The organism is Sphingomonas pseudosanguinis (assembly GCF_014196255.1).
Classification (GTDB): Bacteria; Pseudomonadota; Alphaproteobacteria; order Sphingomonadales; family Sphingomonadaceae; genus Sphingomonas; species Sphingomonas pseudosanguinis.
The window spans coordinates 149,219-174,272 of sequence record NZ_JACIDH010000005.1; the positions used below are offsets into that span (position 1 = coordinate 149,219).

Below are 25,054 nucleotides of genomic sequence, written 5' to 3' on the forward strand. Positions count from 1 at the left end.
TCCTCCCCTGCAAGGGGAGGTGGCAGGCCGAAAGGCCTGACGGAGGGGTGTCCCCCTTGGCGAGATCAGCTTCCACGCGCAACCGGTGACACCCCTCCACCATGCTTCGCATGGCCCCCCTCCCCTTATAGGGGAGGAATTACGGCGGCTGGGGCCGAATGCCGACCCTAACTCGGATGCGCCTCGGATTTGGCCACGGCGCTGTTGGCTTCGCTGGGAAGGGTCGCAGTGTCCGTCACGCCCTCCCCTTCCGACAGGCGCATCTGTTCATAGGCGATTTCCAGATCCTGCACGCCCGAGCCGGTCGGCTGGATCGGCAGGTCGGAAAAGGTCTGCGGTTCGGCGGGGCTCATGGGGTCGTCGCGCATGTCGCTCTCCTGGTTACCCGCCATCAACGCACCGGACGCGCGAATGTCCCCGCAGCCGCTTAGCGGGCCAGCGCCAGCATGATCCGTGTCGAACATAGTGCGCAGTCCAGCGCGGATGCGGTCGCGCGCGGACAATCGACACAGGCGGCGCGCGAGCGGGTTCCGTCGAGCAGTCCGATCAGCATGGTCTCATCCGCCGACAGACGCTGGCGGCCGACCCGGAAAGGCCGTCCGAGCGCCGCTTCGCACAGCGTCATCAGGCTGTCGAACACCGGCGCCAATATGTCGCATCCCATGGGCGCGAGCATCGCGTGCAATCTCTGTTGCACCGGTCCATGCTCGTCGCGCGCCGTACGCCAGGTGCGCATGACGGCGCTGATCAGATCGCCCGTCGCACGCGCGCCTACCCCGGAGTCGGGCGGCTTTAGCCTTGTATCTGCAGCCATTTCCTGAACCTTCCGACCAACTTTATATTGCTAGTAATTATCATTATCTCATTTGCCATTCGGTGAAAAGAGGCGCAACGGGGTCAGGCCCAGCGGTCGATCGCCCCGTCGATGCGCACCGTGACGGGTTTCCGGTCGCCACATTGACGGCCCTGATGATCGCTCGCGCATCCCTTGCGTTGAGGCGGCGGATCGAAAGGAAAAGATAACAGGCATGCGGTGGCGGCGGCGGAATCTGGCCTCGATGAGTGCCGATGTGAACGATGGTCTGGCACCGGGTGTCGAGGCGGTCACGAGCGGCACGGGTAGCAAGGAGCCGGTCCAGACACGCGGATACCGGGTCATTGCACTGGTCGTCGCCTCCGCACTATTCATGCAGCAACTGGACGGCACCGTGCTGACCGTCGCGCTCCCCACCATGGCGCGTGACCTGGGCACGCCGGCGACGGGTCTCAGCCTGGCACTCACCAGCTATCTGCTGGCGCTCGCGCCGTTCATCCCCGCAAGCGGAACGCTGGCCGACCGGTTCGGATCGCGGACCATTTTCTGCTCGGCGATCGGGGTGTTCCTGCTCGGCTCGATCGCCTGTGCGCAATCGGGCTCGCTGGCCATGCTGGTCATCGCGCGCTTCATTCAGGGCATTGGCGGGGCGATGATGGTCCCCGTCGGCCGCCTCGTCCTGCTGCGCAGCGTCGCCAAGGAGGATATGGTCCAGGCGCTGTCCTGGTTGGTGATGCCCGCGCTCGCCGGGCCGATCCTGGGGCCGCCATTGGGGGGCTTCATCGTCACCTGGCTCGACTGGCGCTGGATCTTCTATCTCAACATCCCGATCGGCCTGTTGGGGGTGCTGGGGTCGATCTTCCTGATCCCCGATGTGCGCGGCGACCCCCGGGCGCGGTTTGACATATCGGGCTTCATCCTGTCGGGCGCGTCGCTGGGTTGCCTGCTCTTCGGGTTCGAGCTGGCGAGCCGGCCGGGCACGGGGCTGGTCGCCATCGGCCTGTTGCTGGTCGGCCTCGTGCTGGGGCTGATCTATATCCGTCACGCCCGCCACACGCGCGAGCCGATCCTCGACCCCACGCTGATGCGGGTGCCGACCTTCCGCCTGTCGGTGATCGGCGGGTCGCTGACCCGGATCACCCAGGGTGCGCAGCCCTTCCTGCTGCCGCTGATGTTCCAGATCGGCTTCGGCCTGTCGGCGGCCAAGACCGGCACGATCACCATCGCCGGCGCGATCGGGGCGCTGGCGATGAAGGCGCTGGCGCCGCGCGTGCTGCGTCGCTGGGGGTTTCGCCGCAGCCTGATCGTGTCGGGCCTGGCCAGCAGCGCCGGCTATGCCACCTGCGCGCTGTTCCGTCCCGACTGGGCGGTGCCGGCGATCATGGCGGTGCTGGTCGTGTCGGGTTTCTTCACCTCGTTCCAGTTCACCGGCTATAACGCGATCGCCTATGCCGATATCGACAAGGATCGGATGAGCGCGGCGACGAGCTTCTACGCGACCTTCCAGCAACTGACCCTGTCGCTGGGCATCTGCACCGCCGCGACCGTGCTGGAACTGGGCAGCTGGGCCAGCGGACGCGGCCAGCCGGCACTGATCGACTTCTCGATCGCCTTTGTCGTGGTCGCGACCATCTCGGCCTCGGCACTCATCTGGAACCGCCGCTTCGCCCCCGATGCCGGCGAGGCGATGAGCGGCCATCACGCGGTGGAGGAAAAATAGGCCCTCGCGCTACAGGCCGGGCGGGCGCGTCGCGAGGATGTCGGGTGTGATATGGCTGACATCGGTCGCGCCGGTCAGCGCCATGGCGACCCGCATCTCCGCCTCGACCAGCCGGAGCAGATGCGCCACCCCCGCCTGCCCGCCGCCCGCCAGCGCATAGACCCAGGCGCGGCCCAGCAGCACGCCTTTCGCCCCCAGCGCCAACAGCCGCACCACGTCCAGCCCCGATCGCACCCCGCCATCGGCCAGTACGGTCAGCCGGTCGCCCACAGCCTCGGCGATCGGCGGCAGCGCGCGGGCGCTGGACAGCACGCCGTCCAGCTGACGCCCGCCATGGTTCGAGACGACGATCCCGTCCGCGCCGATCTCGGCGGCGGCGCGCGCATCCTCGGTATCAAGGATACCCTTGATGATCAGCGGGCCGTCCCAGACGTCGCGGATGAAATCCAGGTCCCGCCAGCTGACGGTCGGATCGAAATTGTTACGCATCCAGGCGAAGAAATCCTCCAGGCCGGTATTCTTGCCCAGCACCGGCGCGACATTGCCCAGCTGGTGCGGGCGGCCATGGACGCCCACGTCCCAGGCCCAGCGCGGATGTGTCACGCCCTGCCACATGCGGCGCAGCGCACCGCTCAGGCCCGGATTGCCCGCCAGCCCCGAATGATAGTCGCGGTAGCGCGATCCAGGCACCGGCATGTCGACGGTGAAGACAAGCGCGGAGCAGCCCAGCGCCTTCGCCTTGGCCAGCAATTCGCGCATGAAGCCCCGGTCGCGGATCATGTAGAGCTGGAACCAGAAGGGATCGGCGACCGCCGCCGCCACCTCGTCGAGCGGACAGGCCGAGACGGTGGACAGGCAAAAGGGCACCCCCGCCGCCTCCGCCGCGCGCGCCGCCTGCACCTCGCCGCGCCGCGCGTTCATGCCCGCCAGCCCGACCGGCGCGAGCGCCACCGGCAAAGCCTGACGGCGGCCGAACAGGGTGGTCGAGACGTCGATGCTCGACACGTCGCGCAGGATTCGCTGGCGCAGCGCCACCGCCTCCAGATCGGCGATGTTCCGGCGCAGCGTCACCTCGGCATAGGAGCCGCCATCGATATATTCGAACAGGAAGGGCGGCAGGCGGCGCTTGGCCAGCGTACGATAATCGAGTGCGGAGGCGGCCTTCCTCATGCCCAGACACCCGCCGCGCTGCGGGCCGCACCGGCCCCTGTCGTGGTTCGATCGCGCATCCGACTGTCCTCACCTATCGTCGCTCGCCCGCGACATCCCCTTCCCTACACGCCGATCCATGGCCGTCGTCAATGGCGGTGCTAGGGCTGGGCGGGGGGCGGGGCGGGGCGGGCCCCTTGCGCCAGGCCGTGCGACAATGCGATAGCGGTGCCGGGTGTCCACGGGAACGGTGGGCAGGTTCGTGCGCTGGTCGGGCCGCCAGCGATATCCGATCTTGCGGAAGCCCTTTGTCATGCCCGTCCTGTCCCCGCGCCCCGTCAGCGCCATTCGCCGCTTCCTGAACGGCCAGAGTTCGTCGGGCATCGTCCTGATGGCCGCCGCCGCGATCGCGCTGCTGATCGCCAATTCGCCGCTGCGCCACGCCTATGAGCATCTGCTGCATGCGGGCATCGGCCCCTTCTCGGTCGGCCACATGATCAATGACGGGCTGATGGCGATCTTCTTCCTGCTCGTCGGACTGGAGATCAAGCGCGAGATGCTGGACGGACAATTGTCCAGCTGGCCCCGGCGCATCCTGCCCGGCATCGCGGCGCTGGGCGGGATGCTGTTCCCGGCGATCATCTACCTCGCCTTCAATCATCATGGCGTGACGGAGGGATGGGCGATCCCCACCGCGACCGACATCGCCTTCGCGCTGGCGGTGATCACGCTGGTCGGCGACCGAGTGCCCGCCTCGCTGCGTGTCTTTCTGGCGGCGCTGGCGATCATCGACGATCTCGGCGCGGTCGTGATCATCGCGCTATTCTATACCAGCGGCGTCTCGGTCATCGATCTGGCGGGTGCGGCGCTCACGCTCGCCGTGCTGATCGGCTTCAACCGCTTCAAGGTCAGGGCCCTGGCGCCCTATCTTTTGGTGGGGGTCATTCTGTGGCTGTTCGTGTGGCGGTCGGGCATCCATGCGACGATCGCCGGCGTGCTGCTGGCGCTGACCATCCCGATGCGGCGCACGCCGGCGCGGTCCGATCACGACCATCGCGACAGTCCGCTTCACCGGCTGGAGCACCGGTTGCACGCGCCCGTCGGCTTTCTGATCCTGCCCCTGTTCGGGCTGGCCAATGCCGGGGTGCCCGTGCTGGGCCTGCCCGCCGGTGCGCTGCTGTCGCCGGTGACGCTCGGCGTCGGGCTGGGCTTGCTGGCCGGCAAGGTCGCCGGCGTGTTCGGGATGACCAGCCTGGCCGTGCGCCTGGGCCTCGCCGACCGCCCCGCCCATGCCAGCCAGGGGCAGTTGTTCGGGATGGCGCTGCTCTGCGGGATCGGTTTCACCATGAGCATCTTCATCACGCTGCTGGCCTTTCCCACCGATCCGCTGCTTCAGGCGGAGGCGAAGATCGGCGTGCTGATGGGATCGATCCTGTCCGGCGTGCTCGGCTATGCCGTGCTGCGGCGCGCCGGGCGGGAGGGTGAGGCGCGCTAGGCCGGACCGGCTTTGGCTTTGCCATGGCGGCGGCGACGCGGTACGCAACCGACATGATACGGCTCGGCTGGCTTGCCCTGGGATGCCTGTTCGTCGGGCTCGGCATGGTCGGGGCCGTCCTGCCGCTGATGCCGACGACGATCTTCCTGATCCTGGCGGCCGGGTGCTTCGCCCGCTCCTCGCCCCGGCTGGAGGCGTGGTTGCTGAACCATCCGCGCTTCGGCCCCACCTTACGCGACTGGCGGGAGCGTGGTGCGATCGGTCCCCGGGCCAAGGCGATGGCCTGTGGAGGCATGGGCCTGGGCTATGGGCTGTTCCTGCTCGGCGCGCGGCCGGGACCGGGGCTCGCCCTGCTGGTGGCGACGGTGATGGGCGGCTGTGCGGCCTTCGTCCTGTCGCGACCCGGCCACTGACGGTTGCGCTTCGGATATACGGACCATATACGCTCCGTATATGGGCATTGTTAAAATCGACGATCAGCTTCACGAAGACATCCGCCGCGCCAGCACCGTCATGTGCCGGTCGATCAATGCGCAGGCCGAATTCTGGATGAAGATGGGCATGCTGGCCGAAGCCAATCCGACGCTGAGCTTCCACGAGATCGTGAAGGCGCAGATGGCCGCCGCCGACATCGCTCCGCCGACAGCGACGCTGGTCGCCTGACATGATCAAGACATCGGACGAGCTGGCGTTGATGCGCGTGTCGGGACGGCTGCTGGCGCGCGTGTTCGAGATGCTGGACGGGCTGTCACTTGCCGGCATGTCGACGCTGGCGGTCAACGATCTGGTCGAGCGGTACATCACCCACGACCTGGCCGCCCGCCCCGCCAGCAAGGGGCAATATGGCTTTGCCTATGTGCTCAACAGCTCGATCAACCAGGTGGTGTGCCACGGCGTGCCGAGCGCGGACGATATGATCCGCGACGGCGACATCGTGAACCTGGACATCACGCTGGAAAAGAACGGCTTCATCGCCGATTCGAGCAAGACCTATATGGTCGGCGAGGTCTCGCCCGCCGCGCGCAAGATCGTGCGCGTCGCGCAGGCCGCGATGTGGAAGGGCATCACGCAGGTCCGCCCGGGCGCGCGGCTCGGCGACATCGGCGCGGCGATCGAACGCCATGCCAAGGCGCATGGCTGTTCGGTGGTGCGCGATTATTGCGGCCATGGCATCGGGCGCGAAATGCATGAGGAGCCAAACATCCTCCATTTCGGCCGCCCCGGCACCGGCCCGGCGCTGCGCGAAGGCATGACCTTCACCATCGAGCCGATGATCAACGCCGGCACCCACCGCGTATCGACCGCCGAGGATGGCTGGACGGTGGTGACCAATGACGGGAAGCTCTCGGCGCAGTTCGAGCATACCGTCGCGGTGACGGCCAAGGGGGTCGAGGTGCTGACGCTGCGAGAGGGCGAGACGGCGGGCTGATCCACTTTCCTCCCCTGTAAGGGGCGGTGGCAGGCCAAAGGCCTGACGGAGGGGTGTCGCGCTATCGAGAAGGGGACACCCCTCCGACGCGCTGCGCGCGCCACCTCCCCTTACAGGGGAGGATTTTCACCCCTCCATCCGCAACCGATACCCGACGCCCAGCTCGTTCGCGATGACGCTGCCCACCGGCTGCGGCGCCTCCAGCTTCTGGCGCAGGTTGCGCACGACGATCCGCAGATAATCGATGCGCGGGTCCTCATCCCCGCCCCAGGCGGCGTCGATGATCCTGTCATGCGTCACCACCCGGCCGGGATGGCGGGCCAGCATCGCCAGCACGTCATACTCCTTGCGCGTCAGATGCTGCTCCTCGCCGCTGCGCGTCACCAGCCGGCGGTCGAGATCAATCGCCAGATCGCCCGTCTTCACAATCCGGGGCGCCGCTTCGGCCGCGCGGGCATGGCGCAGCGCGACGCGCAGCCTGGCGAGCAATTCCTCGCTGTCGAACGGCTTGGTCACATAATCGTCGGCCCCCAGGTCGAGCGCCGCGACCTTCTCCTCGGTCGCCTCGCGTGCCGAGACGACCAGCACTACCCGCTCCCCCTGTCCGCGCAAGAGCGGGATCAGGCTGAGCCCGTCGCGGTCGGGCAGTCCCAGGTCGAGCAGCACCGCATCGGGGTGATCCGCCGCCGCGCGCGCCAGCGCCTCGCGCCCGTCGCGCGCCTCGACCACCTGATGCCCCGCCTGTTCCAGCGTGTTGCGCAGCAGGCGGCGGATCGCGACTTCGTCATCCACCACCAAGATCGTCGCGGGCATCAGGCCATTCCCTCCGGCGCCCCGTCACCCATGACAAGGTCGCGCATGATAAGCTCGCGCGGAAAGCACAGCGCGAACGCCGCGCCCTCGCCATCCTCGCGATTGCCCGCCTCTACGCTCAGACCCATCGCCTCGGCAAAGGCCTTGACGATGGCGAGGCCCAGGCCTGTTCCCCCGACCACCCGGTCGGAGCCCTCCAGCCGCCGGAACGTCTCGAACACTTCCGCCTCGCGGCCCGGCGGCAGGCCGGGGCCATGGTCGAGCACCGAGAGGCGCAAAGACCCGTGGCGGTGCCGCCCCTCGATCACGATCTCGGTCCCCGGATTGCCATAACGACCGGCATTGTCGAGCAGGTTGAGCAGACAGTGGTGCAGCAACTGGGGATCGGCGCGGACCAGTGGCAAGTCGGGCGGTACGTCGAGCCGCACCGCATGGCCCTCCAGCGCGCGGCGGGCGTCATGCGCGGCACCCGTCACAGCGTCGCTCAAGTCGATCGCCTCGATTTTCAGCTTCAGCGCCCCCGCCTCGACCCGCGCCATGTCGAGCAGATTGGCGACGAAGCGATTGAGCCGCGCCGCCTCCCCCTCGATGGTTGAAATCAGGTCGGGCGTCGCCCCCTGCCGCAGTTGCGCGGCGGCGGCCACCACCGCGGTCAGCGGCGTGCGCAGGTCATGGCTGACGGAAGACAATAGCGCCGCCCGCAAGCGGTCGCGGGTGCGCACCGCATCGACATCGCGCACCTCCGCCTCCAGCCGCAGCCGTTCGAGGATCAGCGCGGCCTGGTCGATCAACCCCGTCAACAGCGGCAGGCGATCGGCGCGCACTGGCTCGCCCCCCGCCTCGCGCGCCAGCCCCAGCACGGCCAATGTTCGGTTGCCCGCCTTGAGCGGCTGGAACAGCCATTCGGACGCGGCCAGCGTCGCCGATCCCTTGCCCGCCGGCGTGCCGGTGTCGAACGCCCAGTGCGCGGCGGCCATCTCCATCGTCTCCAGCCGGTAATCGGGCTTGGTCGCCGCCTGTACCGCCAGCCCGGCGGGTGACGGCGTGAGCAGCACCGCCTGCACCTCGAACAGCCGGGCGATGTCTTCGCAGATCACGCGCGACGCCTCGGCCGGGTCGGCCAGGCCGCTCAGGCGGTGGAGGAACCCCGCCAGCGTCGCATTGTCGCGCGCACTCGCTGCCGCCAGATCGGCCTGCGCGCGTACCCGCGAGGTCAGCTGGCTGGTCGCGACGGCGACGCCCAGCAGGACGAAGATCGAGATGATATTCTCTGGGTTGCTGACGCTCAGCGTGCCGACGGGGGGCAGGAAGAAGAAGTTGTAGGCCAGGCTCGACGCGATGCCGGCGAACAGGCCCGTACGCAGGCCATAAAGGCTCGCCGCCGCCATGACCGGCAGCAGATAGAGCAGCGCGACATTGCCCAAGTTCAGGATATGGAACAGCGCGCTCGCCAGCCCGGTGACGCCCGTCACCCCCGCCAGCGTCAGCGCATAGCCGGTGGGCGATCCCCATTGCCCGCGCCGCTTGGTACGCTCCCGCCCGACCGGCGCCTCGCCCACCGGCAGGACATGGACGGTGACGCCCGGCGTCTCGCGCACCAGCCGATCGACCACCGAACCGTGACGCAGCTCGAACCAGCGTGACCGTTTGGCCTTGCCGACGACCAGCTGCGTGGCGCGCGCGTCGGTCAGGAAGGCGCGGATGCCCTCGACCACGCTGGGCGCGGGGACCGTCGCCACCGCCGCGCCCAGTTGCGTCGCCAGCGTCATCGTCGCCGCCAGTCGCCGGTGCTGTGCCTCGCCCAAGGTCGCGGTGCGCGGCGTGTCGATGAACAGCGCGGTCCAGGGTGCCCGCAGCGCGTCGGCGGTGCGCTTGGCGGCGCGGACCAGTTCGTCGGCGCCGGGCAGTTCGCTGACCGCCACGACCAGCCGTTCGCCCGCCGCCCATTGCCCGCCCACACCAAGGCTGCGGACATGGTCGAGCATCTGCGCATCGACCGCCTGCGCCGCGCGCCTAAGCGCCAGTTCGCGCAACGCCGACAGGTTGGACTTGGAAAAGAAATGCGACAGCGCCCGCGTCGCTTCCTGCGGCAGATAGACCTTGCCCGCCTTCAACCGCTCGATCAGCTCGTCGGGGGGGATGTCGACCACCTCGATCTCGGCGGCCTCCAGGATGCGGTCGGGCACCGTCTCGCGCACGCGGACGCGGGTGAAGCTGGCGACGACGTCGTTCAGGCTTTCGACGTGCTGGATGTTGACGGTCGAATAGACGTCGATCCCCGCCGCCAGCAGCTCCTCGACATCCTGATAGCGTTTGGGATGGCGGCTGCCCGGCGCGTTGGTGTGCGCCAATTCGTCGACCAGCGCGAGGCGGGGCGCGCGGGCAAGGACGGCATCGATGTCCATCTCGTGCAGCGTCCGCCCCTCATAGGGGACGGCGCGGCGGGGCATGACCTCCTGGCCCCGTACCAGCGCCTCGGTCTCGACGCGGCCATGGGTTTCCACGACCGCGACGACGACATCGACGCCGTCGCGTCGTCGGGCGGCGCCTTCGGACAGCATCTCGAACGTCTTGCCGACGCCGGGTGCCGCCCCGAGGAAGATTTTCAGGCGGCCGCGCCCCTCGCGCTCGGCGGCGCGTAGCAGGGCATCGGGGTCGGGGCGCGGCTCGCCTGCCGTCATCGCTTGGAAGCGGCGTCCAGCGCGCGGTTGAGGGCCAGGACGTTGACATGCGGGTCGCCCAGGACCGAGTCCTCGCTATGCGCGACGACCAGCGCGCGGACCTGCTCGACGCCCAAGCCACGGGCGCGGGCGATACGCGCCGCCTGCGCCAGGGCAGCGGCGGGCGATAGATCGGGGTCGAGCCCCGATCCGCTGGCGGTGACGAGATCGGCGGGCATCGCGCCCATCACACCCTCGGCACGCCGCTTGGCGACATCGGCCTTCACCCGGTCGGCCAGCGCCTGCGACGTCACCCCCAGGTTCGAGCCCGACGAGGCCAGCCCGTCATAGCCCTTGCCCGCCGCCGAGGGGCGCGTCTGGAAGTAGCGGTCGCTGGTGAACGCCTGGCCGACGACCTCGGAGCCGATCACGCGGCCACCGACGCGCACCAAACTGCCATTCGCCTGATGCGGAAAGATTGCCTGTCCGATGCCGGTCATCGCCAGAGGATAGACCAAGCCGAGCAGGATCGCGAACAGGATCGTCATGATGATCGCGGGCCGAAATGCGGAGGTAATGTCCGTGTTCATGATATTTCCTTCCTCAAGCCCTTCCCCTTCAGGGGAGGGGTAGGGGGTGGGGCGCCGTCGCAAACGTAACGCTTGGGGAAAGGCCCCACCCCAACCCCTCCCCTGAAGGGGAGGGGCTTTTGCCCTCAACTCACGCCAGCCCGAGGCCACCGACCACAAGGTCGATGATCTTGATGCCGACGAACGGCGCGATCAGGCCGCCCAGGCCATAGACGGCGAGATTGCGCGCCAGCAGCGGCCCCGCCCCCATCGGCTTGTAGGCCACACCCTTCAGCGCCAGCGGCACGAGCAGCGGAATGATGAGCGCGTTGAAGATGATCGCGCTCAGGATCGCCGATTGCGGCGTCGCCAGACCCATGACGTTCAGCACGCCGAGGCCCGGATAGAGCGCCACGAACATCGCCGGGATGATCGCGAAATATTTCGCCACGTCATTGGCGACTGAGAAGGTCGTCAGCGCGCCGCGTGTCATCAGCAGCTGCTTGCCGAGGCCGACGACCTCGATCAGCTTGGTCGGATCGCTGTCCAGATCGACCATGTTGCCCGCTTCGCGCGCGGCCTGGGTGCCGGTGTTCATCGCGACGCCGACATCCGCCTGCGCCAGCGCGGGCGCATCGTTGGTGCCGTCGCCGCACATCGCGACCAGCTTGCCGCCCTGCTGTTCCTGCCGGATCAACGCCAGCTTGTCCTCCGGTGTGGCCTGGGCGAGGAAGTCGTCCACCCCCGCTTCGGCGGCGATGGCGGCGGCGGTCAGGGGGTTGTCGCCGGTGATCATCACCGTGCGGATGCCCATGCGGCGCAGCTCGCCGAAACGTTCGCGGATGCCCGCCTTGACCACGTCCTTCAGGAAGATCGCGCCCAGCAACCGGCCGTTTTCCGCCACCGCCAGCGGCGTGCCACCGGCGCGGGCGATCTCGTCGGTGATGCGGCGCAGCTGGGTCGCCGCCGCCGTCTCACCAACACCCGGATGAGCACGCAGGATCGAGTCGACCGCGCCCTTCTGGATCAGCCGATCGCCGATCTTCACGCCCGAGATACGCGTCTGGGCGGTGAAGGGAATGATCTCGGCGTCTGCGGGCAGGCTGGCGATCGACACCTTGAACTGCTCGCGCGCCAGGACGACGATCGAGCGGCCCTCGGGGGTTTCGTCCGCCAGGCTGGCCATCAATGCCGCCTCGGCCAGTGCATCGACATCCGAACCACCGACGGCGCGGAACTCGCTCGCCTGACGATCGCCAATGGTGATGGTGCCCGTCTTGTCGAGCAGCAGCACGTCGACGTCGCCCGCCGCCTCGACCGCACGGCCCGACTTGGCGAGCACGTTGAAGCGGACCAGACGATCCATGCCTGCGATACCGATCGCCGACAGCAGCGCCGCGATGGTCGTCGGGATCAGGGTGATGAGCAGCGCGGCCAGGATCGCCACCGGGATGCTGCCGCCCGCATAGGAGGCAAAGCCCGGAATGGTGCCGACCGCGATCAGGAAGATGATGGTCAGGCCGACGAGCAATATGGTCAGTGCCACCTCGTTCGGCGTCTTCTGGCGCTCGGCCCCCTCGACCAGCGCGATCATGCGGTCGAGGAAACCCTGCCCCGGATTGACGGTGACGCGCACCCGGATCTCATCGGAGATGACACGCGTGCCCGCCGTCACCGCCGAACGGTCGCCACCCGCCTCGCGGATGACCGGCGCGCTCTCACCGGTGATCGCGGCTTCGTTGACCGAAGCGACACCGGCGACGACTTCACCGTCCGAGGGGATCAGCTCGCCGGTCTCGACCAGCACCACGTCGCCGATCTTCAGCGCGCTGGCGGGGACATTCTCCCACTCCTGGCCCGCGCCCTTCAGCCGCTTGGCGGTCAGTTCGGCCTTGGCGGCGCGAAGCGAGGCCGCCTGCGCCTTGCCACGCCCTTCGGCCAGCGCCTCGGCAAAGGTGCCGAAGAGCACGGTCAGCCACAGCCAGACGACGAGCTGCAGCTTGAAGCCGGTGGTCAGCCCGTCATGCCCGACGACGAGCAGGATGGTCAGGAGCGCGGCGACCACCGCGGTCACGAACATCACCGGGTTGCGGATCAGTTCGCGGGGATTGAGTTTGACGAACGAGGCCTTGATCGCCGGGAGCACCAGCTCGGCGGTGAACAGGCTCTTGGTAGGGGAATGGGCCATGTCTGGCGCTCCCGATCAGAAGAGTTGACCGCGGATCATCGCGAGATGATCGGCGATGGGACCAAGGGCGAGGCTCGGCAGGAAGGTCAGGCCGCCCAGCACCAGCACGATGCCGACGAGCAGACCGACCCACAGCACACCCGTGGTCGGGAAGGAGCCGGCCGAGGCGGGGACATGCTTCTTCGCCGCCAGGCTGCCCGCGATCGCGAGCATCGGCACGATGATGAAGAAGCGGCCCACCCACATGGCGACGCCCAGCAGACCGTCATACCAGGGGGTCGCGGCGGTCAGGCCCGCAAAGGCCGAGCCGTTGTTCGCCACCGCGCTGGTAAAGGCATAGAGGATTTCGCCGAAACCATGCGGTCCCTTGTTGAGCGGCCCGGCCAGCCCCTGCCCCGTCACGCACGACAGCGCGGTCAGGCCGAGGATGAACAGCGGCAGCACGGCGATGGCGAGCACGGCGAGTTTTACTTCGCGGCTCTCGATCTTCTTGCCGACATATTCGGGCGTGCGACCGACCATCAGGCCGGCGACGAACACCGCCAGGATGGCGAACAGCAGGAAGCCGTAGATGCCCGCGCCCACGCCGCCGATGACGACCTCGCCCAGCTGCATGTTGAACAGCGGGATCATGCCGCCCAGCGCGGTGAAGCTGTCATGCATCGCATTGACCGCGCCGCATGACGCCGCCGTGGTGACGGCCGCGAACAGGGCCGAGGCGGCGACGCCGAAGCGGACCTCCTTGCCCTCCATATTGCCACCCGCGACGCCCAGCTGGTGCAGCACGGGATTGCCCGCCGCTTCGGCCCAATAGGCCACGCTGACGCCGCCCAAGAACAATAGGATCATCGCTGCCAGGATCGCCCAGCCCTGCCGTGTGTTGCCGACCGCGTTGCCGAAGCACCAGGTCAGGCCGAAACCGATGACGAAGATCGACAGCATCTGGACGAAGTTGGTCAGCGCGGTCGGGTTCTCGAACGGATGCGCGCTGTTGGCGTTGAAGAAGCCGCCGCCATTGGTGCCGAGCATCTTGATCGCTTCCTGGCTCGCGACGGGGCCGAGCAGGATCGACTGGCGCACGCCCTCCAGCGTGTCGACGCTGACGACGCCCGCCATGGTCTGCGGCACGCCGCTGGCGATCAGGAAGACGGTGTAGACGACGCATATCGGGAGCAGCAGATACAGGGTGACGCGCGTCATATCGGCCCAGAAATTGCCGATCGTCTTCGCTTCACGCCCCGCGAACCCGCGGAACAGCGCAAAGGCCAGCGCGATGCCCGTCGCCGCCGACAGGAAATTGTGGATGGTCAGGCCCAGCATCTGGGACAGGTTCGACATGGTCGACTCGCCGCCATAGCTTTGCCAGTTGGTGTTGGTGGTGAAGCTGATCGCGGTGTTGAACGCCAGATGCGGCGTCAGCCCGGCCAGCCCCTGCGGATTGCCCGGCAGGTAATATTGCAGGCGCAGCACCGCATAGGTGAAGACCATCAACGCGACGTTGAAGATCAGCATGTGCAGCGCATAGCGCCGCCAGCCCTGCTGCGCGTTCGGGTCGATACCCGCCAGCTTGTAGAAGCCGCGCTCGACGGGGCCGAGAACGACATGCAGGGGCGTGCGCCGCCCCTCGTAGAGTGCGAACAGCCACGCGCCGACCGGCTTGGTCAGCGCGAGCAGGATCGCGACGAAGCCCAATATCAGGGCCCATCCCTGAAGCGTCATGATGCCGCCTCCTTAAAAACGTTCGGGGCGGATCAGCACCGCCACCAGATAGACGAGCAGGCCGAGCGCGGTCAGCGCCGCCAGCCACAGGTCGAGGGTCATGGCTCAGCCCTCCTCATGCATGGTCGCACAGGCGGGCATAGGCGAGCGTCGCCGCCACCAGCCCGGCCATGACCAACAGCCAGATCAGATCGTCCATGGCGATGCTCCTCAGAAGGCGGCGGTCAAAGTGGCGAGGACGGTGCTGCCCGCGATATTGCCGGTGCCGTCCTGCCCCTTGCTGAAGCTCGGCCGCAGATAGGCGGCGTCGCGGTCGGAGATGCTGGTATCGACCCAGGCGACGCCCAGCGTCAGGTTACGCCACGTCGTGTCCGCGCCCAGCGACCAGTCCCAATAATCGCCGGTCGGTGTCGGCGCGGTGGCGTTGGGGCCGAGCCCGTCCATGCCCCAGCTATGGCCGATATGCGCCTTGGCGGTGAACGGCGTGCCGGCGATCGCCGCCGCGCCGTCGCCCCAAAGATAGAGATTGTCGCTCTTCGCGCCGGGATGGTCATAGACGCCGGCGGCGGCACTGGCGCCGTTATTGTACCATTTGCCGATCGCCTGCTGCTTGGGCGCATAGGCGACACCGGCGGTCAGCGAGACCGGGCCGGTCGTGCCCGACAGCTTGGCGAAAGGCTCGGCATAGTCGGTCTTGTTCGCGCCGCCCGGGTACATGTACCAGGTCAGGCCGACGTCCAGCGTGCCGGTCGGGCTGATCTTCGTCTTGTACCCACCGATCAGGTCCAGCTCCATGTTCGCGCCGCCGAACGTGCCCCACCCCGCCAGGTTCGACGCCCAGGTGCCGACATACAGGCCGCTCTCATGGGCGGCGGTGATGCCGGCCTGCACCGCCATATGCCCGTCCGACTGCGAAATGCCGCGCAGGCGATAGTCGGAGACGATCGCGGCCGAGCCGCTGACGGTCACGGGCGGCGGCGGCGCGGTCTCGGCGGTCTGCGCCGATGCAGCGGCCGGAAGCACGAACAGCGCCGTGGCGGCGCAAAAGGTGATGGTCTTCATATATGCCCCTATGGACAGGCCGCCGGGATGAGTGGGGCGACCTCCAGGGCCGAGCAATTAGGCCCGTGGGGCGTAGCAATTCGAGTGCGATCCCCCGGTTTCGCATATAGACGGCGTATAGCGCCCCATTCATTCCTCCTCTGCAAGGGGAGGGGGACCAGCGAAGCTGGTGGAGGGGTGTCCCCGGTTGCGAGGGAAGCAAACCCTCACCGAGCGGGACACCCCTCCGTCAGGGCTTCGCCCTGCCACCTCCCCTTGCAGGGGAGGAATGAACGGCGTCACCAAAACGTCAACGACATCGGCCATGGGCAGAGCCATGGCTTTGTTCTCCCGCCGCTCTTTCCTATCCGCCAGCGCAGCCCTCGCCGGAGCCGCCGCCCTGCCCCCCGCTATCGCCCGTGCGGCGGCGATCGCGCCCGACCGGCGGACCGGGACCATCCGCGACGTCGAGCATGTCGTCATCCTGATGCAGGAAAATCGCGGCTTCGATCACTATTTCGGCACGATGCGCGGCGTGCGGGGGTTCAGGGATCGTTTCCCCATTCCGGTCGCCTCCTATGGCGACGCGCCCCGCACCGTCTGGCAACAGCTCGACCGAAAGGCCGAGGGTGGCCCGCGCTGCGTCTCCCCCTTCCACCTCGACACCGACAGGCAATTCGCGCTGATGCGGATGGAGGGCACGCCGCACACCTGGCCCGATGCGCAGGCCGCCTGGGACGAAGGCCGCATGGCGCACTGGCCAGAGGCGAAGCACCAGCGCGCTATGGGCCATTATGCCCGTGCTGACTTGCCCTTCCAGTTCGCGCTGGCCGAGGCGTTTACAATCTGTGACGCCTATCACTGCGCGGTGCAGACGGGGACCAACACCAACCGGCTGTTCCTGTGGACCGGCACCAACGATCCTTCGGGCCAGGCGGGCGGCCCGGCGATCGGCAATTCGCATGACAGCTTCGTCGAGAATGGCGGTGCGGCCGATCCGTACCGCTGGACCACCGTGCCGGAGCGGATGCAGGCGGCGAGAATCGACTGGCGCATCTATCAGGACATGGCGGACAATTTCACCGACAACCCGCTGGTCGGCTTCCATACCTATCGCGAGGCGCATCACGGGCGCGGCGATCCGGCGCTCAAGGACCGGGCGCTGACCACGCGCGGGCTGGACGTGCTGAAGGCCGATGTGCTGGCCGGGCGGTTGCCGCAGGTTTCCTATATCATCGCCACCGCCGCCGGATCGGAACACCCCAACCCTTCCAGCCCGGCGCAGGGCGCGGCTTATACCGCCGAGTTGCTTGACGCGCTGACCGCCGATCCGAAGGTCTGGGCGCGCACCGCGCTGTTCGTGATGTTCGACGAGAATGACGGGTTTTTCGATCATGTCCCGCCGCCCGCCCCGCCGTCGCGCGGGCCCGACGGCAAGATGCTGGGCGGATCGACGGTCGATCTCGCGGGCGCCTATCATGACGTGCCCTCGACCGGCGATGCCGATGTCGACAAGCCCGCCTATCGCGGCCGTCCCTATGGCCTGGGCCCGCGCGTGCCCATGTATGTCGTCTCGCCGTGGAGCCGGGGCGGCTGGGTCAATTCGGAAACCTTCGACCACACCAGCGTCATCCGTTTTCTGGAGACGCGGTTCGGCTTTCACGAACCCAATATCGCGCCCTGGCGGCGCGCGGTGTGTGGCGACCTGACCAGTGCGTTCGACTTCACAGGCAGCGATACGTCGACGCCCAGCCTGCCCGATCCGCGTGCACAGGCCATGCGCGCCGCCGCGATCAAGGGCCAGGTAAGCCCGCAGGCCCCCAGCTCCCCCGGCCCGCCAGCCCAGGAGCCCGGCATCCGCCGCGCCCGCCCCCTGCCCTACCGACTGGAGGTGCAGCGTCTTGCCGATCCGACTGGCGTTCGCCTGCGCTTCAGCGCGGAGGGCGCAGGCGCGGTCTTCCATGTCTATGACCGGCATGCGCTGGATACGACACCGCGCCGTTATGTGCTGGCGGCGGGCACCCAGATCGAAGATGTCTGGCCCGCCATCCATGACCTATGGGTGCTCGGCCCCAATGGCTTCCACCGCCATTTCGCGGCGAGGGACGGGGCGGCCGAGGTGCAGCATTCGGTCGATGACGAAGACCTGACTCTGGCCGTCCCGCCCGGCCTGGACGACCTGTCGATCGTCCGCCTCGAACCCGGCAAGGCTCCGCCCGCGCCCCACCCGCTCAAGCCCGGCCGCCACCGCTGGTCGCTCGACAAGAACCTAGGCTGGTACGACCTGACGCTGACCCGCGCGGGCGATCCGCACTACCGCCTGCGGCTGGCGGGGCGGCATGATCGCCCCGGTCGTGCGACGATCAGCGATCCGTTCCGCGCCTGACCGCATTCCCCCCTTCCCCGCCCGCCGGACCAGCGATAGGGTGGCGAATACGCAAAACAGTTTGCTTAATTCAGGGGGGATGTTTCATGCGGGGCAAAGCGCGCGCCACGGTGTCCGGTCGTCACTGGCGGTGGGCCTGCGCCGCATCTGCCCTGCTCGCGGGCTTCTCTCCGCTGGCGGTCTCGGCCGATCCGATCGCAACCGTCGATCGTAACGGCGCGCTCGTCTCGGTCGAACCCTATGCCCCCGGCATCGTCCGGGTCACCATCGCCACCGACCGCGCCGAGTCGGAAGGGAAGCCCGGCTATGGCCTGATCGCGAAAAGCAACGCCAGCGGCTGGTCGCACCGCGCCGACGCGACCGGCGACGTCTTCGCCTCCCCCGGCATGACCGTCACCGTCGCCGCGCAACCCTGGCCCAAGCCACCCAACCAGATGGAGCGCTATTTCGCGCCGTCGCTGCCCCCCGTCTCGATCAGCTTCGCCAGGCCGGACGGCGAGCCGCTGACCCGCATGAACGGCTGGGAAAAGGCGCCGCATACCGTCTCGGACGAAAAGACCTTCCGCGTCGGCGCCAGCTTCTCGGATACGCCCGACACCCATTATTATGGCCTGGGCCAGTATCAGGACGGCGTGCTCGACTTGCGCGGCCGCACCATCGACTGCCGCCACGATTATGACCGTCCCGGCGGTGAGTCGGTCTGCGTGCCGTTCATGGTGACGGACAAGGGCTACGCGATCCTGTGGGACAATCCGTCGGCGACCACCGTCTCGCCGGGTCTGCTGAACGCCACGAAATTCGCCTCGAACGTCGGCGAGCGGGTGTCGTTCTTCGTGATCGCGGGCAAAACCACCGACGAGCTGTATGCCGGTTACGCCCGCCTGACCGGCGCGACGCCGCTGCCGCCCAAGGCCGCATTCGGCCTGATCCAGAGCAAGGCGCGCTACGAGACGCAAGGCCAGCTGACCGAGATCGCCGATGGCTATCGCAAGCGCGGCCTGCCGCTCGACATCATGGTGCTCGACTGGTTCTACTGGACGCGGATGGGGCAGCTCGACATCGATCGCACCGCCTTTCCCGATCCGGCGGGCATGAACGCGCATCTCGAGTCGATGGGGATGCAGAGCATCATCAGCATCTGGCCGCGTTTCGAGCGCGAGAGCCGATATTTCGACACACTGGCCGCCAAGGGCTGGCTGATGAAGGACAAGGACGGCAACCCCGTCGACGGCCTGCCGATCCGCTCCGACCGGGCGGGTGCGCTGATCGACAGTACCAATCCGCAGGCGCGGGCGTGGTTCTGGGACAAGATCCGCGACAACATCTTTGCCCAAGGCTTCGACTATGCCTGGCTGGACGAGACCGAGCCGGATCTGGTCCCTGAGGGGCATTTCTTTTCGATCGGGTCGGGCGATCGCTATCGCAACGTCTATCCGCTGCTCCACACCTCCAGCGTCGCCGAGGGCTCGGCCCGCGACCGGCCGGACAAGCGCAACCTGATCCTGTGCCGCGCCGCCTATCTGGGCACGCAGGCCAATGGCTGCCTGTTCTGGTCGTCGGACGTCCAGTCCAACTGGGAAGCGCTGCGCCGTCAGGTGCCCGCCGGGCTCGGCATGACGGCCAGCGGCATCGCCTATTGGTCGAGCGACACGGGCGGCTGGCAATGGCCGAACGGGCCGGAGGCGCGAGCGCCGGTGCTGGTCGATCCGGCAGGCGCGACCGCGATGGCGCCGTCGTACCGCGATTACCCGGAGCTGTTCGTCCGCTGGTTCCAGTATAACGCCTTCACGCCGACGCTGCGCATCCATGGCCAGCGGCCGGGCACCGCGCTGTGGGACTATGGCACCGCCGCCGAGCCGATCCTCGCGAACATCCTGCGCCTGCGTTACGCGCTGATGCCCTATCTCTATGCGCTGGGGCGGCAGACCAGCCAGACCGGCGCGCCCTTCATGCGCGCGCTGTTCATGGACTTCCCCAATGATCCGGCGGTCAAGGATCTGGGCGACGAGTACATGTTCGGCCCCGCCTTCCTGGTGGCGCCCGTCACCGAACAGGGGCAGACGTCGCGACGCGTCTATCTGCCCGGCGGCACCGACTGGTATGACTGGTGGACCGACAAGCGCTACACCGGCGGCCAGTGGATCGAGGCCGCCGCGCCGATCGACCATATCCCGCTGTTCGTGCGCGCCGGGTCGATCGTGCCGATGGGGGTTCAAGTGCCCAGCACCGCGACTGCGCAAAACCTGGAGAGCATCCGCGTCTATCCGGGCCGCGATGCCAGCTTCACCCTATACGACGATGACGGCACCACCAATGCCTGGCGCAAGACGGGCGGGCGCAGCGCGACGCTGCACTGGAACGATGCCACCCGTCAGCTCACCGCCAACGGCCGCTTGCCGACCGGCCAGACGCTAGCACCGCTGGTCAAGATCATCGGTCGATAACGGGACCGCGCTCGGCCCATTCTCCCTCTTGGGAAATGCGCCGACCGCGATACAATCGATTCGACGGACCGGAATAGTCGGCCGTTTCAGAGGGGAGAGGAAGCATGATCGGTATCATCGCGATGCTGTTGGCCGCAACGTCGGGACAGGCCACGCCCAGCGCCGCCGCCCAGCCCAGCATCTTCGACAAGGCGGTGAACGAGCCGGGTATCGGCTGGAAACTCTACGGTCCCGACCAGTCCGCCAAGCAGGTCCCCGCCACCGACGTACCGGGCGGCAACGCCGTGCAGGTGAAGGTCAGCCGCGCCGGGGCGAACCCCTGGGACAGCGGCGCCAGCTATCCCACGATCAAGCCGATCGCGGCGGGCGATACGATGCTGGTCATGGTCTATCTGCGCGCGCCGGGCGCTACCGATGCGGCGCCCGTCGCCATCCCGATCGGCGCCGGCGGATCGGAGCCGCCCTACACCCCGATCGTCACCGAGCCGGTGCAGGTCGGCCCGAGCTGGAAACGCTATTACGCCTCGGGCGTGGCGAACCAGGCCTATGCGGCGGGCAAGGCCAATATCTCGGTCCAGCTGGCCGGCGCCAAGCAGGTGATCGAGGTCGGCCCGGCCTTCCTGCTCGACCTGGGGCCGGGGTTCGACCGGTCGAAGCTGCCGCATAATTGATGGCCATGCCGGGGCGACGCGCCGTCGTCCCGGCATCTGTCGCGGCGGCTGAAACATCCTCCCCTGGAAGGGGAGGTGGCAGGCCGAAGGCCTGACGGAGGGGTGTCCCCGCTTGGAAGCGGGGATCGACAATAGCTTTGGCCCCGGCACGGCGTGGCCTTCGACTTAGCTCAGGCGGAACGGCGGTTGGGGCTTTGTCTCATCACAAAAGAAAAGGCCGCCCGCCCCTTTCGGAGCGAACGGCCGTAAGGTTGCATCCGGCCGATCCCGATGGGGACCGGTCGGACACCCGGATCAGAATGTCCCGCGCAGCGCGAACGAGAAGCGGCGGTCGTTGACGATGTACGAACGCGGCGCGGTCTCGGTCGAACCGCTGATATAGGCCTGCTGCGTGCGAACGACCTGATTGGCCAGGTTCACGCCCTGCACGCCGATCTTCAGATATTTGTTCAGGTTGATGAACGCCGACGCGTCCAGCTGCCCGCCCGCATCCTGATAGATCGAGGTATAGGGGAAGATCACGTCCGCCGGCGTCAGCAGATACTTCGACCGCCAGTTATACGCCGCACGCAGCGAGACCGGGCCCTTCTCATAGAAGACGGCCGCGTTGACCGTATGCCGCGACAGCCCCTCGAGCGGGATGTTGCCCGGCTTGATGTTCGAGGTGTTGGCCGGCGCGCCGCCGTTCAGGAACGAGTTGGGCAGGCCAGAGCTGTCGATATAGGTATAGCTGCCGCTCGCGCCCAGGCCGTTGAGGAAGCCCGGCAGGAAGTCGAAGGTCTGCTGGTACGCCGCCTCGAAGCCCTTGATCTTGCCCGTGCCGTCAAAGTTGGACGGGCCACGGACCAGCACCGACTGGGTGATGCCGTTGCTGGTGATGTTCCGGTTGGTGACCGACTGGTAGAAGAAGTCCTTCACCGACTTGTAGAAGACGTCGAACGACAGCTGGCCGACACGCGCGAAATACCATTCGACCGTGGCGTCGAACTGCCATGCGGTCGCCGGCTTCAGGAACGGATTGCCCGCCGTCGCCGTGATCTGACCGCTATTGGCGTCGAAGCCCAGCTGCAGGAAGTTGCGGATGTTCGCGAAATCCGGACGCGTCATCACCTTCGAAGCCGCCAGACGCAGCACCACGTCGCGACCCAGACCAAACTTGAGGTTCATGCTGGGCAGCCAGTAATGATACTGGTTGCGCGCCGTATCGGGCACGGTGACGCCGGTCGAGAAGCGCTGGATCGAGTTGTACGCGGCCTCGCCCAGCTGACAGATACCCGCCGGACGTCCCGTGACGACGGTGCCGTCGGGGCGGGTCGTCGTCGTGATGGCGCAGCGGGTGGCGAACGCGTCGGTCGTGCCGGTCTGCTGTTGCGTCGGGGCACCGATCGACCCTGCCGACGTCAGATCGGTCAGGACATAGCGGACGCCGATATTGCCGCTCATGCGGACGCCCGGGAACAGGTCACCCGGCGTGGCGAAGTTGATCTGCGCAAAGGCGTTCTTGTCCTGCTGGTTCACCAGCTGGATTTCGGACGGCAGATAGGGCGTGCCCGACACGACACCCCCACGCTGGGCCAGCGGCGCCCAGGTCGTAGCGGTCGAGCCATTGGCCGACTTCCAGAGGTTGCCGATCGACTGGAAATAGGCTGCCGACTGCTGATAGCCCTCCGTCATGTTGCCCGTGTAATAATAGGCGGACGGCGAGCCGCTGATCGCGCCCCGGAAGAAGTTGGGGAAGGTGTAAAGCTCGGTCTGGCCCGGGGCCTGGGCGAACGACACCGGATTGGTGCCCGACCAGACTTCGGACAGCGCACCCCAGTTATAGGTGGTGTAGCGCACTTCCGACGCACGATCGGCGTAACGCGCGCCGAACTTGGCATGGGTGAAGAAGCTGCCGTCGTCGAACTTGTAATCGACATCGGCCTTGAACGCATATTCGCGGCCCGTGCTCTCTTCGAGATGGTCCATCGCCGCGCGCCAGAACTGGACGTTGCGATTGGCGAAATACTGCGCGTCGGTCTGCTGGTTCAGGGTGGGGTTGGGCGTGGCCCAGCTCGCCTGCAACGTCGACGGCTTGTGCGGGATGACGGTCGGCAGATTGCCCGACAGATCGAGTTCGGAGTCGGCGAAGGTCGAGCCGAACACGCGCAGGTCGGTGCTGGTCTTCTTGGCGCGGGTATAGTCGCCGTCCAGGTTGACCGACCAATGGTCGTCGAGTTGGGTCTTCAGGTTCAGGCCGAAGTCGGTGACGGTGTTCTCGTCCCGCGTCATGCCCCGCGCCAGCGACTGCTGCGTACCGCCGGTCGGAACCCAGCAGGTCGCATTGCCGCTGCACGATGCGCGATAGCCGTTGCCCGGTGCCGTGATATAGCCCGACTGGAACAGCCCGTTCGCGTCATAGACGTAATTCTTGGTCGTGCCGGTCGGGCACTGGGCGATCGTCGAGTTGGCCGGTCCCAGATTGTTCTGGAGGCAGCCGACCGGGAAGGTATTGTACTCGGCCAGATCGGGCGCGGTCTCGAAGGTGCGCTCCGAGGTGTTGTTGACCGTGTGCGTGCGCAGGAACTGCGCGGTCAGCAGGGTCCGCTCGTCATTGCTCTGCCACTGGCCCGCCAGCGCGACGCCGTCACGCTTGCGGTCGAATTCCTGCGTCGCGAACTGGCCACCGATCGGGGCGTAACGCAGCGAGGCCGGGTCGAGGAAGCCGTCCGCGCCATTCGTGCCGGCCGCACCGCAGGCGAAATCGGTCGAACCGCCGACAGGCAGCGTCGTCTGGTCGGCGGTGCCGGGCAGCGGGTTGCGGCAATTCTGCGCGGTCGTCGAGTTCGCGGCCAGCGCCAGCGTGTTGTCGCGCGTCTGGATATTGGTGATGCGCACGCTGTCGGCACGGCTGCGGACGCGCGAATAGGACACGTTGCCGAGCAGGCCGAAGCGGCCGATGCCCGTGTCCCAGGTGTTGCTGAGCAGCAGCGAGCCGGTCGGCGACCACTTCTTCTTGAAGTCGCCGTAATTGGCCTCGGCGGTGAAGCCGGCATGGAAGCCTTTGTTGTCGAAGGGCTTGCGGGTGTTCAGGTTGACCGTGCCGGCCAGGCCGCCCTCGATCAGTTCGGCGGTGGCGTTCTTGTACACCTCGACCGAGCCGAGCAATTCGGCGGGCACGTCGGAGAAGTTGATCGCCTGCCCGCCGATGCCGGCCGAGAAGGTGTCGCGGCCGTTGAACTCGGAACGGACGAAGGTCAGGCCGCGCACCGCGACGCCCGAGCCTTCGACCGAGAAGTGGTCGGGATCGTTGGCGGCGGCGAAGCGGCTGATCGACACGCCGGGCACGCGTTGCAGCGCTTCGGTGACCGAACGGTCGGGCAGCGCGCCGATGTCGCTGGCGGTGATCGCGTCGACGACGGTGTCGGAGTTGCGCTTGATCGTCTGGGCATTGGCCAGGCTCTGGCGGATGCCGGTCACGACGACTTCGTTGGTCGACGACTCATCGCCGGCGGGCGGCTGGGCGCTGGCGGCCTCGACGCTGGCGGCGGTGCGCGGCGTGGCCGAACCGGCCGTGCCCTGGCCCGCGACCGCACCGGTCGGCGACGTGGTCTGCGACGCGTCGCTCTGGGCAAGGGCGGGCGTGCTCAGCGACGCGACGCACAGCGCGCCGGCGGAGGCGCTGAACAACAGCCGATGAAATCGATTGGCACTGGTAGTCAAAGGCGCAACCGTGCGCATCATGGTCATCCCCCCCTTTGTCGCGCGCCCCATTGGCGTCGCGGAAAAATAGGTCGTGATCACGGCACGCGCCGTGGTTCACATCCTTGTGATTGCGCTACCAGAAACATTTCGACAAGATACTTAACTTATAAATGTCCGATCCGGGACAAGGTGTAACATTCCTGCCACGCTGGCATGGCGGGTGGATTGCGGCACAACCCCGATCGCGGCATGAGACAGACAGAATCGGCGCG

19 protein-coding genes are annotated in these 25,054 nt (G+C 67.5%); 8 read left to right on the forward strand and 11 right to left on the reverse strand.

What is annotated here, in order from left to right; translation table 11 throughout:
* Positions 1 to 167: 167 nt before the first annotated feature.
* A complete protein-coding gene (locus GGR48_RS08395; protein ID WP_183951462.1) occupies positions 168 to 368 on the reverse strand; it encodes a hypothetical protein in 201 nt (66 codons plus the stop codon).
* Between the two features lie 59 nt (positions 369 to 427).
* Complete coding sequence (locus tag GGR48_RS08400) at positions 428 to 814, reverse strand: hypothetical protein (protein WP_183951463.1); 387 nt, start codon at positions 812 to 814, stop codon at positions 428 to 430.
* A gap of 214 nt (positions 815 to 1,028) precedes the next feature.
* Between GGR48_RS08400 and GGR48_RS08405 the strand changes: the two genes are divergently transcribed.
* Positions 1,029 to 2,534, forward strand: a complete 1,506-nt coding sequence (locus GGR48_RS08405) for an MFS transporter (RefSeq protein WP_183951464.1) — start codon at positions 1,029 to 1,031, stop codon at positions 2,532 to 2,534.
* Positions 2,535 to 2,543: 9 nt separating this feature from the next.
* Here the strand turns inward: GGR48_RS08405 and lldD are convergent, their stop codons facing one another.
* The gene (gene lldD / locus GGR48_RS08410) at positions 2,544 to 3,704 is read right to left on the reverse strand and encodes an FMN-dependent L-lactate dehydrogenase LldD (protein ID WP_183951465.1); all 1,161 of its coding nucleotides are present in this window, start codon (positions 3,702 to 3,704) and stop codon (positions 2,544 to 2,546) included.
* A gap of 292 nt (positions 3,705 to 3,996) precedes the next feature.
* Here lldD and nhaA point away from each other — a divergent pair, with 292 nt between their 5' ends.
* From nhaA to map, 4 genes are read left to right on the forward strand one after another with little or no spacing between them, the layout of a single operon-like run.
* A complete protein-coding gene (gene nhaA / locus GGR48_RS08415; protein WP_183951466.1) occupies positions 3,997 to 5,178 on the forward strand; it encodes a Na+/H+ antiporter NhaA in 1,182 nt (393 codons plus the stop codon).
* Positions 5,179 to 5,231: 53 nt separating this feature from the next.
* On the forward strand, positions 5,232 to 5,591 hold the full coding sequence (locus tag GGR48_RS08420) for a YbaN family protein (RefSeq protein ID WP_183951467.1): 360 nt from the start codon (positions 5,232 to 5,234) through the stop codon (positions 5,589 to 5,591).
* Positions 5,592 to 5,631: 40 nt separating this feature from the next.
* A complete protein-coding gene (locus tag GGR48_RS08425) occupies positions 5,632 to 5,841 on the forward strand; it encodes a ParD-like family protein (protein WP_007404884.1) in 210 nt (69 codons plus the stop codon).
* A gap of 1 nt (position 5,842) precedes the next feature.
* Complete coding sequence (map, locus tag GGR48_RS08430) at positions 5,843 to 6,607, forward strand: type I methionyl aminopeptidase (RefSeq protein ID WP_183951468.1); 765 nt, start codon at positions 5,843 to 5,845, stop codon at positions 6,605 to 6,607.
* A 126-nt stretch (positions 6,608 to 6,733) separates the two neighbouring features.
* On the opposite strand, the gene GGR48_RS08435 is transcribed toward map, so the two are convergent.
* The 7 genes from GGR48_RS08435 to GGR48_RS08465 all read right to left on the reverse strand — a co-directional run bounded on the left by GGR48_RS08435 (position 6,734) and on the right by GGR48_RS08465 (position 15,618).
* Positions 6,734 to 7,420, reverse strand: a complete 687-nt coding sequence (locus GGR48_RS08435) for a response regulator transcription factor (RefSeq protein WP_183951469.1) — start codon at positions 7,418 to 7,420, stop codon at positions 6,734 to 6,736.
* Positions 7,420 to 10,101, reverse strand: coding sequence for a sensor histidine kinase (locus GGR48_RS08440; RefSeq protein ID WP_183951470.1), 2,682 nt, complete (start codon positions 10,099 to 10,101; stop codon positions 7,420 to 7,422). The genes GGR48_RS08435 and GGR48_RS08440 overlap by 1 nt, the downstream gene beginning before the upstream one ends.
* Complete coding sequence (kdpC, locus tag GGR48_RS08445) at positions 10,098 to 10,670, reverse strand: potassium-transporting ATPase subunit KdpC (protein ID WP_183951471.1); 573 nt, start codon at positions 10,668 to 10,670, stop codon at positions 10,098 to 10,100. Before kdpC ends, GGR48_RS08440 begins: the two co-directional genes overlap by 4 nt.
* 130 nt (positions 10,671 to 10,800) lie before the next feature.
* Positions 10,801 to 12,837 (reverse strand): potassium-transporting ATPase subunit KdpB, encoded by a 2,037-nt coding sequence (kdpB, locus tag GGR48_RS08450; protein WP_183951472.1) that lies wholly within the window; start codon positions 12,835 to 12,837, stop codon positions 10,801 to 10,803.
* A gap of 15 nt (positions 12,838 to 12,852) precedes the next feature.
* The gene (gene kdpA / locus GGR48_RS08455) at positions 12,853 to 14,556 is read right to left on the reverse strand and encodes a potassium-transporting ATPase subunit KdpA (protein WP_183951473.1); all 1,704 of its coding nucleotides are present in this window, start codon (positions 14,554 to 14,556) and stop codon (positions 12,853 to 12,855) included.
* A 12-nt stretch (positions 14,557 to 14,568) separates the two neighbouring features.
* On the reverse strand, positions 14,569 to 14,658 hold the full coding sequence (gene kdpF, locus GGR48_RS08460; protein ID WP_037531783.1) for a K(+)-transporting ATPase subunit F: 90 nt from the start codon (positions 14,656 to 14,658) through the stop codon (positions 14,569 to 14,571).
* Positions 14,659 to 14,766: 108 nt separating this feature from the next.
* On the reverse strand, positions 14,767 to 15,618 hold the full coding sequence (locus GGR48_RS08465) for a TorF family putative porin (protein WP_183951474.1): 852 nt from the start codon (positions 15,616 to 15,618) through the stop codon (positions 14,767 to 14,769).
* Between the two features lie 316 nt (positions 15,619 to 15,934).
* Between GGR48_RS08465 and GGR48_RS08470 the strand changes: the two genes are divergently transcribed.
* The 3 genes from GGR48_RS08470 (at position 15,935) to GGR48_RS08480 (ending at position 21,098) form a co-directional block, all read left to right on the forward strand.
* Positions 15,935 to 17,983, forward strand: a complete 2,049-nt coding sequence (locus GGR48_RS08470) for a phosphocholine-specific phospholipase C (protein ID WP_183951475.1) — start codon at positions 15,935 to 15,937, stop codon at positions 17,981 to 17,983.
* A gap of 86 nt (positions 17,984 to 18,069) precedes the next feature.
* Positions 18,070 to 20,427 carry a glycoside hydrolase family 31 protein gene (locus tag GGR48_RS08475; RefSeq protein ID WP_240455889.1) on the forward strand — a complete coding sequence of 786 codons (2,358 nt, stop codon included), beginning with the start codon at positions 18,070 to 18,072 and terminating at the stop codon, positions 20,425 to 20,427.
* 104 nt (positions 20,428 to 20,531) lie between these two features.
* Positions 20,532 to 21,098: a hypothetical protein gene (locus GGR48_RS08480; RefSeq protein ID WP_240455890.1), complete on the forward strand. Its 567-nt coding sequence runs from the start codon at positions 20,532 to 20,534 to the stop codon at positions 21,096 to 21,098.
* A 294-nt stretch (positions 21,099 to 21,392) separates the two neighbouring features.
* Here GGR48_RS08480 and GGR48_RS08485 read toward each other — a convergent pair whose 3' ends face one another.
* Positions 21,393 to 24,821: a TonB-dependent receptor gene (locus GGR48_RS08485; protein ID WP_338110476.1), complete on the reverse strand. Its 3,429-nt coding sequence runs from the start codon at positions 24,819 to 24,821 to the stop codon at positions 21,393 to 21,395.
* Positions 24,822 to 25,054: the final 233 nt, after the last annotated feature.

Coding starts and splice junctions, on each gene's coding strand:
- lldD (WP_183951465.1), bottom strand. CDS start 3,704: ATGAGGAAGGCCGCCTCCGCACTCGATTATCGTACGCTGGCCAAGCGC.
- nhaA (WP_183951466.1), top strand. CDS start 3,997: ATGCCCGTCCTGTCCCCGCGCCCCGTCAGCGCCATTCGCCGCTTCCTG.
- GGR48_RS08475 (WP_240455889.1), top strand. CDS start 18,070: ATGCGGGGCAAAGCGCGCGCCACGGTGTCCGGTCGTCACTGGCGGTGG.
- kdpB (WP_183951472.1), bottom strand. CDS start 12,837: ATGGCCCATTCCCCTACCAAGAGCCTGTTCACCGCCGAGCTGGTGCTC.
- GGR48_RS08400 (WP_183951463.1), bottom strand. CDS start 814: ATGGCTGCAGATACAAGGCTAAAGCCGCCCGACTCCGGGGTAGGCGCG.
- map (WP_183951468.1), top strand. CDS start 5,843: ATGATCAAGACATCGGACGAGCTGGCGTTGATGCGCGTGTCGGGACGG.
- GGR48_RS08420 (WP_183951467.1), top strand. CDS start 5,232: ATGATACGGCTCGGCTGGCTTGCCCTGGGATGCCTGTTCGTCGGGCTC.
- kdpF (WP_037531783.1), bottom strand. CDS start 14,658: ATGACCCTCGACCTGTGGCTGGCGGCGCTGACCGCGCTCGGCCTGCTC.
- GGR48_RS08440 (WP_183951470.1), bottom strand. CDS start 10,101: ATGACGGCAGGCGAGCCGCGCCCCGACCCCGATGCCCTGCTACGCGCC.
- GGR48_RS08480 (WP_240455890.1), top strand. CDS start 20,532: ATGATCGGTATCATCGCGATGCTGTTGGCCGCAACGTCGGGACAGGCC.
- GGR48_RS08395 (WP_183951462.1), bottom strand. CDS start 368: ATGCGCGACGACCCCATGAGCCCCGCCGAACCGCAGACCTTTTCCGAC.
- GGR48_RS08470 (WP_183951475.1), top strand. CDS start 15,935: ATGGCTTTGTTCTCCCGCCGCTCTTTCCTATCCGCCAGCGCAGCCCTC.
- GGR48_RS08485 (WP_338110476.1), bottom strand. CDS start 24,821: ATGATGCGCACGGTTGCGCCTTTGACTACCAGTGCCAATCGATTTCAT.
- GGR48_RS08465 (WP_183951474.1), bottom strand. CDS start 15,618: ATGAAGACCATCACCTTTTGCGCCGCCACGGCGCTGTTCGTGCTTCCG.
- GGR48_RS08405 (WP_183951464.1), top strand. CDS start 1,029: ATGCGGTGGCGGCGGCGGAATCTGGCCTCGATGAGTGCCGATGTGAAC.
- kdpC (WP_183951471.1), bottom strand. CDS start 10,670: ATGAACACGGACATTACCTCCGCATTTCGGCCCGCGATCATCATGACG.
- GGR48_RS08435 (WP_183951469.1), bottom strand. CDS start 7,420: ATGCCCGCGACGATCTTGGTGGTGGATGACGAAGTCGCGATCCGCCGC.
- kdpA (WP_183951473.1), bottom strand. CDS start 14,556: ATGACGCTTCAGGGATGGGCCCTGATATTGGGCTTCGTCGCGATCCTG.
- GGR48_RS08425 (WP_007404884.1), top strand. CDS start 5,632: ATGGGCATTGTTAAAATCGACGATCAGCTTCACGAAGACATCCGCCGC.